Annotated in this window: 9 protein-coding genes; all 9 read right to left on the bottom strand. The window is 68.5% G+C overall.

Annotation, left to right across the window (positions count from 1 at the left end):
• Nucleotides 1–12 precede the first annotated feature (12 nt).
• Genes FND50_RS11155 through FND50_RS11115 form a run of 9 tightly spaced genes read right to left on the bottom strand, consistent with a single transcriptional unit; the run spans nt 13 to nt 11,135 of the window.
• On the bottom strand, nt 13–852 hold the full coding sequence (locus FND50_RS11155; protein ID WP_144285802.1) for a glycoside hydrolase family 16 protein: 840 nt from the start codon (nt 850–852) through the stop codon (nt 13–15).
• A 55-nt stretch (nt 853–907) separates the two neighbouring features.
• Nucleotides 908–3,016, bottom strand: coding sequence for a hypothetical protein (locus FND50_RS11150; protein ID WP_144285801.1), 2,109 nt, complete (start codon nt 3,014–3,016; stop codon nt 908–910).
• Complete coding sequence (locus FND50_RS11145; protein ID WP_144285800.1) at nt 3,009–3,806, bottom strand: glycoside hydrolase family 16 protein; 798 nt, start codon at nt 3,804–3,806, stop codon at nt 3,009–3,011. The genes FND50_RS11150 and FND50_RS11145 overlap by 8 nt, the downstream gene beginning before the upstream one ends.
• Before the next feature lie 31 nt (nt 3,807–3,837).
• Nucleotides 3,838–4,509 carry a DUF998 domain-containing protein gene (locus FND50_RS11140; RefSeq protein WP_144285799.1) on the bottom strand — a complete coding sequence of 224 codons (672 nt, stop codon included), beginning with the start codon at nt 4,507–4,509 and terminating at the stop codon, nt 3,838–3,840.
• 2 nt (nt 4,510–4,511) lie between these two features.
• Nucleotides 4,512–5,756, bottom strand: a complete 1,245-nt coding sequence (locus FND50_RS11135; RefSeq protein WP_186301268.1) for a hypothetical protein — start codon at nt 5,754–5,756, stop codon at nt 4,512–4,514.
• The gene (locus FND50_RS11130) at nt 5,743–7,116 is read right to left on the bottom strand and encodes a lipopolysaccharide biosynthesis protein (RefSeq protein ID WP_144285798.1); all 1,374 of its coding nucleotides are present in this window, start codon (nt 7,114–7,116) and stop codon (nt 5,743–5,745) included. The genes FND50_RS11135 and FND50_RS11130 overlap by 14 nt, the downstream gene beginning before the upstream one ends.
• A gap of 2 nt (nt 7,117–7,118) precedes the next feature.
• Complete coding sequence (locus tag FND50_RS11125) at nt 7,119–8,894, bottom strand: alpha/beta fold hydrolase (protein WP_144285797.1); 1,776 nt, start codon at nt 8,892–8,894, stop codon at nt 7,119–7,121.
• On the bottom strand, nt 8,878–10,188 hold the full coding sequence (locus FND50_RS11120; protein ID WP_144285796.1) for a glycosyltransferase: 1,311 nt from the start codon (nt 10,186–10,188) through the stop codon (nt 8,878–8,880). The genes FND50_RS11125 and FND50_RS11120 overlap by 17 nt, the downstream gene beginning before the upstream one ends.
• Entirely contained in the window at nt 10,185–11,135 is a 951-nt protein-coding gene (locus tag FND50_RS11115; RefSeq protein ID WP_144285795.1) for a glycosyltransferase family 2 protein, read from the bottom strand. Before FND50_RS11115 ends, FND50_RS11120 begins: the two co-directional genes overlap by 4 nt.

Raw genomic sequence — 11,135 nt, 5'->3', positions numbered from 1 at the left:
GCGTCCCGGACGTCACTGGGAGAACCTCACCCAGTCCACCAGCATGGTGGCGGGAAAGCGTGTCGACGACGTGACCGGGCCGGGCCAGTTCCCGCCGACGGCCACATCGAGCAGCAGGTACGCCGGGGCGTCGAACACCCAGCGCTCCTCGGGTCGCAGGTCCGCCGTGGTGACCGTGCCGACGATGTTCCCGTCGATGCCCACCGAGATGCGGCCGGGCGCTTTGATCAGGGCGTAATCGTGGAAACCTGCGCTGAGGTTCGCACCGATCGAGCCATCCGTCGAGCGTTCCCAGTGCCCGCCGCCGACGGTCGGGCCGTGCACTCCCGCGTGGTATCGCGAACCGTCCCCGATCACCTCGAGGATGTCGATCTCGCCGCAGGCAGGCCACCCGACGCTGGTGATGTTGCTTCCGAGCGTCCAGAACGCCGGATGGATTCCCGGACCGGACGGTACCTGAATCCGTGCCTCGATCACCCCGTACGTGAATTCGAACTTTCCACGGGTCACGAGTCGAGCCGACGTGAATCCGCCACCGTTTCTGCGGGCCTCGACGACGAGCCGACCGTTGCCGTCGAGCCGCGAATTCTGCCGGGAGTCGGTGTACACCTGCTTCTCGTTGTTGCCCCACCCACCGCCGCCGAGGTCGTAGCCCCAGAACAGTGGATTGGGTGCCGCGTTTGCGGGTCCGTCGAATTCGTCGCTGCCGATCACGGTGTATCCGGGGTAGGCGGTCCGGACGGCTCCACCGCCGGGCACTGCGGCGGCAACAGCCGGGGTGAGGGACAGCGCGCACAGCGCCACCGAGCACGTCAACGCAATCTCGAACAGGGCCGAGCGCATCCGCCGCATGTGCCGATGCTAGGCGCCGCCGTGACCGGTCGTGACCGAATACGCGACGTGGTCGTTACCGGCGCGGCCCCGTGTAACGGAAGATCGTGCTGTTGTCGTCCTGCGCGTACACGGACCAGTCGGGGCTGGACCGCATCTGGTCCTCGAAGTTCTCGACGGATCCGTCCGGAAGATAGCCGTAGTAGCGGATGGCGGCAGTGCCCTGGGTGTTGAACACGAGATACGTGTCGCCGTCGCGTTCCGCCGCATCCGCGGTGAGCATCTCGATCTGGCCGCCGTGCGGGAAGCCCTCCAGCACGGCCGGGGGCAAGGCCAGCAGAGGTTGATCGAAATCCTTGTCGATGACGGCGAACGTGATGTAGTCGGCGCTGACCCGAGTGGGAAGGCCGGCGGGATAGAGCGACATGATCGTCGCCGGCGGCTTCTCGTTCGCGAGGATGTCCTCTGCGAACGTCACCTGGGACTGATACCCGATGACCAGCGACCACAGCCCGAAATAGCCTTGCAGGCCCGCGAACGTCACGTACGCCACTCCGCTCGCGAGTCCGACCGGGACGACTCGACGGAGCAATCCGGACCGGAACCTGGTCGTGAGAGCGTCCACGAGGATCGGCGCGATGAGGATCGCGCACCCGGGCACGGCGTAGAGATAGACCCGGAAGATCGCCTCACCGCCGTAGCTCTGACCGGCCAGCAGCGCGAACGAGCTGAACGCCATGACGGTCGCGACCCAGGCGGGACGCTTGCGACGCCAGAGGACGATCGCACAGACCACGGCGAGCAGGATGATGCCCGCTGACAGGGAACGGCACACGGCGGAGGTGAAGATCTTCCCGAACGTGCCGACGGCGGTCACGTTGCTGGCGGCGTTGTCGACCGGGTTGAAGCCGGACAGCAGCCCGTACGGTGCGACGATGTCCAGCCGGGGAACGAGATAGGCGACGAGGATCGCGAAGTAGGGAACGGGGATCCACCACGGACGGATCTTCCGCGTCACCGCCAGGGCGACTGTCACGCCGAACAGCCAGTACGGGGTCAGCTGGTGGGTGGGCACCAGAGCGGCGAAGACGAGGATCGACAGGTACGCCGCAGAGCGGTGCTCCGTCGACACCACGAGCAGTGCTACCACACCCAGCGCCATGACGAGGGCGATGGCCTGCGGCGAGAAGTAGTCCTGCCCCACCCAGTTGGCGAGTTCCGCCACCATCGCAGCCGTCAGTGCCACCCGCATGCCGAACCCGAGGAGCCGGGCGATCGCGGCGATCACGACCGCCAGCAGCACGTGGATCACCGGCGCGAACCAGTGGGCGATCGACATCATGTCCGCGGATGTGATGTCGCCGAACCACGCGAAAGCGGTGAAGAAGCCCGGCCACTCGCCGTAGATGTCGACGCCCTTGGGCGGCAGTGTCTGGAACTGCTGGATGTAGTCGACCACGCCGAGGTGCTTGTACGTCCACCCGTAGATGGGCACGTCGGTGATGAGGGTCGGGGTGAGCCGTTCCACCGCGATCACGCCGAGCACGGCCGCGGCGGCGGTCCCGACAGCCCTCTTGCGAAGAGCCCAGACGAATGCACCGAGCATCATCAGCGCGCACACCACCAGGCCGGGCCCGCTGCCGACGAACAGCAGACCGAACTGTGAGTACGCAGTGGAGCCGAGCCAGAAGAGAACCACCACCCACAGGGCGAGCGCCACGGCAACGAGGATCAGGGGCCGGTTGCGGCGGGCAGCGTGCCACCGTTGCGACAGACGCAGCGACACCTGCTGCACGGTCACCGCGCGAACCGGCTCGGCGCCGGTGTCGTGCCACCGATGCCGCAGCGCGGACGCCACGACGGCAAGGACCATCACCAGCAGCAGACCCGTCGCGGGCCATCGGTAGAACCAGGCCAGGACGGTGGTGGCCGCAGTCGCCACGGCCAGTCCGAGAACGGGGACGGCCGCGACGGCTGCGGCGACCGGTATCCGCATCCACGTCACGATCGCGAGACCCGGTCCGAGCAACACGAACACCGTCAGTAGCACCGAACTCACCGACGACGGAAGCGGTGCCAGGGACGTCAGTCCCGCGACCGCCGAGGCCAGCGCGGCGACGTCGTAGTACCGGGTCAGCTCCGGAGCCCTGGTGTCGAGGCGCTCCGCGGTGAGGAGATCACTCATCGGTGACCCTCACCCAGTCGACGAGCATCGTGGCGGGAAACGTCGTGTCGGCTCCGACGTCGCCTGGCCACCGTCCCCCGACGGCGACGTTCAGCAACAGGGAGAACGGTTTGTCGAACACCCACTCCTGCCCCGGGGCCAGGTCGGCACGCGAGAACTCGCCCGTCACCGCGTCGTCGATGCCGAACGTGACCCGGTCCGGCGACCGCTTCACCCAGTAGTCGTGAAAATCTTCCGACATGTTCTCGCTGCCTTCGGCTTTCACTTCCCAGGGCGTGCCGTCCGCGGAGGGGCCGTGCAGCGCACTGTGGTAGAACGACGCGTCGTTGATCGTCTCGATCACGTCGATCTCCCCCGACTGCGGCCAGCCCACACGGTTGACGTCCGTGCCCATCAACCAGAACGCCGGGTGCAGGCCCTGTCCGCTCGGCAGCTTGATGCGGGCCTCGGCCCGTCCGTACTGGAATGCGAAGCGGTCGAGGGTGACAAGCCGGGCGGACGTGTAACCCGACCCGTCGGGACGTGCTTCGATCACGAGGTTGCCCTCGCCGTCGAGCCGGGAATTGACGGGATCGTCCGTATAGACCTGCGCCTCGTCGTTTCCCCAGCCTCCTCCCCCGACTGCGTGTCCCCAGTAGCGGGGGTCGGGCGCGGTTCCGGCGGGCCCGACGAAATCGTCGAACATGAGCACAGACTCGGCCTTCCTCGACGCCTGCGCGACATCGCTCGACGCGTACCACCCGGTGACGCCGATGCAGACGAGCGCGAGGAACACCGTCGCCGCAGACACGGCGCGGGTTCTGCGTGGACGGTTCAGCTGCCTATGCACCGGCACTGTCTCCGACCCGGACGACGGCCGAATGTCGAACCGACTGCAGTTGCGTCACGAGGTGGACGCACACGACGAACCCCAGGATCGCCGAGTAGGCCGCGACCCGTTCGATACCACCCACGCCGAGACCGAGGTCCCAGGAGTAGGTGAAGCAGAAGTACCCCACCAGTCCGAGGACCCCCAGCGCGAAGGCGAGGTACGTTGCCGGCCCGGATATCCGAGGCCAGACGGTGAGTGCCGTCGTCAGTGTGAAGAGACTGCCGAAGATGAGGAACAGCGTGGCGCCGAGTGAATGCAGTTCCCAGTGCGTGTTCGACGGCGCGAGACCGACCACTACTCCGCCGATCCCGGCCACCACCAGGAAGACGACAGGGGCCGGCGGCAGCACCCGTTCGATGCGGTGCCAGAGGACGGCGGCAACCATGTAGGCGAGTCCGGTCACCACGAACGACGCGTCCATCAGCAGTGATGTCTTGCTGCACGGCGCGTTTCCGTCCGTGCCACAGAACGGGACGCCGAGGTCACTGATGAAGTTGGCGGAGTAGCTGTAGTGACCGCGCCACGTGCCGGCGACGAGGAATTCGACGACGAACAACTGCAGGACGGCAACGGTGAGGTACAGCGGAGTCCGCTTCGATGTCTCGAGGACGTGTGAGGGCATGGTCAGAACATCCTTCGAGACAGTAGAGACAGTGGGTCGCACAATGCGTCCGCGAGTGCGGTGCGGACGAGTTCGGGGTCGAAGACGTTGTCGTGCAGCGACGCCGACACGTCCAGTTCGGAACCGTGGCGCACCGAGTTGAAGACGATCGATGCAGGGTCGGCCGGTTCGCTCAGTGCGGTGACGAGACGCCGGCCGGGCTCGTCGGTCCAGTCGAGATCGGCCAGCAGTGCGGCCTCTCCCATGTCGGAGTACACGAGCCGCGTCCGGGGGTCCGCAGGAACGTGGGTGGCCTGCGCGTGCGCACGGCCGGCACGCACCCGCCTGCGGAACGTGGCGGTGCTGAGTGCGAGCGAGGCGAGCGGTCGGCCAGACGCCGTGGCCTGCGTGATCGCCGCACTCATCTCGGCGGGATCACCCGGGTCCGACAGTGAGAAGCGCACCAGAGCAGCGAAGTTACCGTTCACCGTCGAAGCCTCTGGAAGGTACCGGCGGCAGTCGAAGAGGACGTCGACCGTGTCGTCGACAGCCAGTCCATGACTCCGCATTGCCCGCGCGACGGCCGCGAACAGCAACGACGACACCGACGCCCTGGGCATTTCCCGGTCCCGCCAGCGACGCAGTTCTGCGGTGGTCCCGGACGCTGTGGACGCGATGACCGCGGTGGGCGCGCGGTGCCACGGCACCACGACCCCGGCCGATCCGGAACCATGTGTGGCAGCGGGCCGGGACTCGAGAAGCGACGCGACACGTGTGGGGGTCGACGCGAAGGTCCGGGTCAGGGCGCGTGCGAGCGGCAGTGCGCTGTCCCGGGTCCGCGCCCATTCCGGAACCGGCGTCCCGGTGCGGCCGCCGGCGACGGCATGGACGAGAGACAGCGCGAGCCTGCCGTCGCCGAGTCCGTGCGAGATGTCGAGCAGGAGGAAATCACCCGCGACCGCGACGTTCAGCGCGTGCGCGGACGCACCCGACCGTGCCAGCCGGGTCAGCAACTGCGGCACCTCCTCCCTGGTACAGGGTTCGAGTTCCCGTACCCGCCCGAGAAAGTCCTGCGGTCGGTGCTCCCACCGGCGTGACCCGGGGGCCGGGACGAGACCGATCGGGGTGTGCCGCCCACCCGCGTGCGCGAGCAGGGTCAGCGTGTCCCGGATCTCGCCGATGCTCGGCAGTCGGACGGGACCGATCGCGGTGATCATCCGGCTCCCGCTGCGCATCAGGTCGCGGGTACTCGCTCTATGTGTCGACATCGGACACCTGCCACATCGGTTTCGGGTTCATACTCTTCTTGGCCAGCCACCGCTCCCACTTGGCGCGGTTCTGGAGTCGGCGGAGCCACGAGATGAGCGGTCCTGCGAGGATCACGGCGGTGAGCGTCTCGGCCGCGAGATACGCCCAGCCCACACCCGCGACCCCGATCGACGCGCTGAAGACCAGGCTGCCGACGATGATGACCACCGTGGCCAGGCACTGGGTGACGACGGCGAGGGTCAGCCGGCGGTACACCCGCGCGAGACCGTCGTAGACGGCGCCGATGACGGTGAGAGGCACGAACACCGCGGCGAGATGGAGCAGAGGCGTTCCTTCCGCACGGTATTCGTCACCGATGAATCCGAGTGCGGGCGGCGCGACGAAGGCCAGCCCGAATCCGCCCACCACCGCGACCACGGCAATGGTGCGGACGAACCGGCGCGACAGGCTGACGATCTTGTCCGGATGCGCGGCGGCCTCGGCGACGAACGGGCCCACCATGAGGTTCACCATGATGTAGAGGGCGCTGACGATCGACCAGGTCACCGCGAAGTACGCGTTCGCCGCGGTGCCGACCCGGGTGACGACGATCAGCGGGACGACGAGCGGGGCGATGGCCCCCAGCGCCGAAATGCCGTACGAGGAACCGAAGTACACTCCGAGTTCCTTGTTGGAGGGCAGCGCGGGTACCTGCCGGTATCGCGGGTCGGACCGGATGCGCAGGCCCATCGACGTCAACACGACCACCACGGCGAGCGCCGCGGTGACCCCCCAGGAGGCGACGATGGCGAGCGCCGACCCCGACGCCGCGAGCACCACGACCGCGAGCAGTTTGGCCAGTGCGTGGAAGACGTTCTTCGACGCCGCCCAGCGGGCCACGCCCAGCCCGGAGACGGTCTGGTCCTGAAGAGCGAAGAGCGCGAGGACGACGACGAACACCGGATAGATCGCGATTTCCAGGTTGTTCTCGAACAGCGTGTCCCGCGGACCGAGGACGATGAGCCCGACGGCCGACACGAAGGCCAGCGTGGCCACGGCAGCGAAACCCTTGACCAGCAACGGTCCCGCGCGGTGTCCCGCCACGGGCAGGAAGCGCTCGAACATCGAGCCGAGGCTGAGATTCGACAGCGTCGACAGCATGATCGCCGTCGAGATGAGAGCGGACGCCACGCCCACCTGATCGGCGGGGAACAAGCGCGCGGCCGCGCCCCAGAAGGCGAGGCCCAGTACACCGGTGACGACACTCGACAGCATCAGGGCCATCGAGTTGAGCTGCAGATTCCGCCCCGCGGAGCGCGGTGGCTGCTCGGCACGGTGCTTCGCGCGTAGTTGCGACTGCGTCGCTGTCGGGGATCCCATGGCTACCCGACCAACTCCGGCCGGGAATCGTCACGGGCGTCGTCGACAGGACCCACGGTCAGTTCACCGAGCGCGGTGGCGAGGACGTCCCGCAGGACCCTGTCCCGCAGGGCGGTGCTGTACAGCGAGTGATCGCCGGACGGGTACGTCACCAGGCGGCCGTTCCAGCCGGCGCGCCGGAGCCGGCGAAGGCTGCGCTCGCCCTGGTTCTCGACGAACGCGGCGTAGTCGATCGGTGAAAGCAGAACGGTGGTGTGCACGCCACGCTCGTTCAGCGGAGCGAGCATGACCTCCGGCACCTGCAGCAACCCGGCCCGGCCCAGCCACAACCAGCCGCGGTACGGCATCCACACCCGCAGGTACTTTTTCGCTGTCGCCGCGTGCCGGTGGAGCAGCGCGAGCGCTGCACCCTTCAGAGATTTCCGGTCGGCGCCCATCGTCGACTGCTTCACGAACGCCTGACGGGTGATGGTCCAGTCCGCCATGTTGACCAGGACCACCGCCCGGACGGGACGCCGGAGGGCGGCGTAGCTCGAGTTCCACGCCCCCGAACACATGCCCACGAGCACAGCCGATTCGGGCTGCGCACCGCTGACGGAGATGATGTCGACGGCGTCGTCCCGGGATTCGTCCGTGTAGACGGTGGTGCATTCGCCGTGCTGCACCGTGCCGGTGTCGCCGGTGCCGCGACGATCGAAGCGGACGCTGACGATCCCGTGGGCGGCGAGTTCGCGCGCCGTCTCGGCCCACAGCCGGACCGGTCCGACGCGGTGCTCGCCGGCGGTGCCGTGGAAGATCACGGTCGGTGCCGCAGGGTTGTGCGCCGCATCCCGCCCCGCCGCGATGGACGTTCGGATCGTGAAGAGTTCGGATGCTCCCGCGAAGCCCAGAGTCTCGACGACGTGTCTGCCGTCGACGGTCCGATCCACGACGGCGGTGGTGCGGAGATCGAGTGCCGCACCGGTGTGCTGGTCGCCGAAGGACGCGGACATCCAGTCGGCGATCCGGTCGATGTCGCCGAACGGAATCCGGACCACGAAGTCCGGCGGCTCGAGAAACGATTCGTAGTCGTGAACTGAGAAGTTCTCGGCGTTCCAGGCCGCGACGGACTCACGCATCCCGACGGAATCGACCTCGCTCTCCCGCAACGCCATCAGGACCTTCGCGCCCTGCGGCGGGGTGGCCGCTCGCACACTCATCGCCGACAGTGCTGTAGCCGCGGCCGGTGCGAGCACCGCACCGATGAGGGTGATCCGCGGATCGTCCGCGTCCTCGGGACCGACCACCATCCGGTGGAGCGCGGTCTGCTTGCGCAGGTAGGCGCGGCCGCGCACCACCGGGTCCCACAAGGTCACGGCCCGCACCGGACCGCACGTCGCGGCGACCTGTGCGGCGAGCAGGGCGCCGACCCGGAGGCCGACCAGCCCGACGTCCGTGATGCCGCAGCTGCGCACGAAATCGACGGCCCTCCGGATGCTGTCGAGCCATCCGGTGACCGCGTCGGAATCGTCCTGGGCGCCCGGCGAGTCACCGGTGCCGCGGTAGTCGAACCGCAACACCAGTAGACCGCGAGCCCGCAATTGCTGGGCGAGATACACCATTCCGCGATATGCGTCGACCTGTTCCTTGCCGATCGGCGGGCAGAGGACGACGGCACCGCGGCAGCGGCCGTCCGCGGGAAGGTCGACGACGCCGAACAGCGGCGCGTCCTCCGGTCCGAACCAGGTGGCGAACCGGGTGCCGTCGGTGCGGCCGGCGAGATCAGGATGGGCCGTCATCGGTCATCCCCCTGAGCGGTGCCGGATCCCGGCCCTCCACTCGGGCCCTCAGATAGGCGAACGGACCACGCGCGATGGACCGCAGCTCGGTGGCTCCGATCCCCACGGGAAGGTCGTCGGCGAGACCGTCCGGAGGGGTGGCGACACGGGACATCTTCCGCGACAGATGAAGAAACGTCGGCGCCTGCCGCACCGCGATGCGCGCTGCGAGCCAGGCGGTGCGGGGGTCGACGGCGATCTTGGCAAGCCAGGCACCGAGTCCGAGTCCGTAGCCGCGCGCCTGGACGGCGAGCGCCTCGTTGTCCGCCCGGTGCCGATGCCACACGACAGCCCCGGGCCGGTACGCCAGCTGCCGCCCGGCGTGCAGTACGCGGAAGAACATGTCGAGGTCTTCGCCACCGTCGGTGGGGGCTCCCGCCCCGAGCGCTTCGTCGAAACCACCCAGCGCGAACACGGCCTGCCGATCGACCGCGAAATTCGCACCGGTGCCGTAGACGCCGACCTGGAATGGGAAGAGCGGCACGTCGGCGGGCGGGTGCGCGAGGTCGAACAACCGTGGGACGCAGGAACTCGCCCACCCCACCCGCTGATCGAAGTACGCCTGCGCGGGTGTGCGGATCTCCCCGCTCGGGACGATCCCGCACACGCACGCCACCGCACTACCGGCGCCGAATCCGGCGACGAGTTCGGTGAGCCAGTGCGGGTCGACGACGACGTCGTCGTCGGTGAAGGCGACGATCTCCGTGTTCGCCGCGCGGACGCCCGCATTGCGCGCCCGGGACAGGCCCGGGCGGGGCTCGGTCACGACGCGCACACGGGGGTCGCCGAGTTCTGTGACGTACCGCTGCGTGGCATCCGTGCGGGATGCGTTGTCGACCACGATCACGTCGTAGTCGGGATGGTCGAGCGACAGGATCGATTCCAGGGCGACCTTGAGGCTGTCTACCCGGTCCCGGGTACACACCACCACGGTGACGGACGGGCCGGATGCGGCGGTGGCGGCGGCGCTTTCGGCCACCGCTCCCGGCAGGAGCCCGTCCAGTGCGCGCCGCAGTGCGCCGGCCGCGAGTCGGCCGTCCTCGATGTCCACTTCGACGAATCCCAGCAGGGTGCGGTCTTCCCGCACGAGCAGCCGGGCACGCTGATACCCCTCGGCACGCTCCAGCCGGTATTCGGTGTCGTCTCGCACGGGACCGCGTAGTTCGCCGACCCAGACGGCCCCGTCCCACGTCGGCGCGTGATCGCTCACGAGAGCAGGCACCAGGTCGATCCGGCGATCGAGTGTTCCGGTCATGCCGTCACCCGCTTCGATCGCAGACCGACGAGACCGCGGACGTAGCCGGCCGTGGTCGCCGTGAGCCCCGCGATCACGGCACCGGCCCGGGCCAGCCCGCCGTGCCGCGGGGATGCGATCCCCGTGACGACAGCTCGCGGGAGAACGCGTGCGGTGTACGCCCGTTCGCTGCTGAGCGCGTCGCCGGCCCCGACGAGATCGGAGACCAGCGCTTTCGACATGCCCTCGTGGAAGCAGCGCGAGAGGAAGTAGCGGAACGTTGTGCGGTCGTCGCTGACGCGGTGCGCCACCTTCATCGCGGGGTCGAACAGCAGCTGCGCAGTGGGCTGGTGGGCGCGGATCCGGATGCAGAGTTCGGTCTCCTCGCACCCGACCGGCGTCGTCCCGACCCGGCCGATCCCGTCGCTGAACCCGTCGACGGCGTCGAACACCGTGCGCCGCAGAGACATGTTGCAGCCGATGAAGTTCCGCACCGGCTCGATACGTGTCGGCTGGCCGACGTAGCTGCAGCCGACCACCCAGTCGAACTCGGCGGGCATCCACACGGGGCGGTCCGCGGGCCAGACGGGACTCGCGAATCCCCCCACACCGAGCACGTCGGGGTCGGAGTAGTGGGCGGCGGACACCCGGTACCAGTCGGGTTCGGCGCGCGCATCGTCGTCGAGGAACGCGATCATGTCGCCGCGCGCCGCGCGCACGCCCGTGTTGCGGGCTCCGGAGAGCCCCTTCGACCCGGAGTTACGCAGCACGGTCACCCGGGTCTGCCCGGCGAAGTGCCATTCGGCACGCGAGAACAGTTCCTCGGAGTGGTCGATCACCACCAGGACCTCGAGCACGGGCACATTCTGCGTGAGCACCGAGTCGACTGCGGCACACAGGTCGGTCCACCGTTCGGTGGTGTAGGCGCAGATCACGACGGAGCAGGACACGAGTGTGGACACCGTCAT

This window comes from Rhodococcus sp. WB9, assembly GCF_007558985.1.
GTDB lineage: Bacteria > Actinomycetota > Actinomycetes > Mycobacteriales > Mycobacteriaceae > Rhodococcus_F > Rhodococcus_F opacus.
Note: the sequence above shows the minus strand (reverse complement) of the source record. Positions and strands in the feature narration are given on the sequence as shown.